Source organism: Sediminicola luteus, from assembly GCF_040566555.1.
In the GTDB taxonomy this organism is placed as follows: Bacteria; Bacteroidota; Bacteroidia; order Flavobacteriales; family Flavobacteriaceae; genus Sediminicola.
On record NZ_JBEWYP010000018.1, the window covers coordinates 1 to 574 of the forward strand.

Consider the following 574-nt stretch of genomic DNA (forward strand, 5'->3'; position numbering starts at 1 on the left):
TCCGCATTGATCGTTACAGAACCACCATCCACTAAAGAGATGATTTTTCCTGTCCCATCAATCGAAAGATCTTGGGTATCCGTGTTGTCCAAATATGGCGCAAGATCTACTGTGCCACCATCTTCCAGAGTCAGGGTGTTTCCAGCCAAGCTCAAGGCCTGGTCATCTGAACTAGCAGCGGCCAATTCAGCCAAGGCACCTTCTACCTCTGTAGCGGTGAAATTCCCCGCCGTATCGGTTATATTGACCTCAGAGGCAATCTGGTCATCGGTACCACTATTGTCCAATGAAGAAAGATCCACGGTCGTAGTCCCACCGGCATCAATAATATTAAGATTCGTGCCGGTTAAATTGGCACTCGTGATCAATTCGTTTGTAGGGTCTGCATCAGCATCGTCCAAAGTAGCAACACTAACCACATAAGGAGTGGCAATGGAACCATCACCGGCAACGGTAACATTTGTCCCAGCATTTACTTTGGTCTCGGTACCATCTGCCGTTGGCAACACCACTGTGTTCCCATCTTCAATGCTCAAGTTGTTACCAACCAATGTCAATGTCTGGTCGTCCGTAC

Annotated in this window: 1 protein-coding gene; it reads right to left on the reverse strand. The window is 48.1% G+C overall.

What is annotated here, in order from left to right; genetic code table 11:
• A partial coding sequence (locus tag ABXZ32_RS15775; RefSeq protein WP_354619641.1) for a hypothetical protein occupies positions 1-574 on the reverse strand: 574 nt, incomplete at both ends.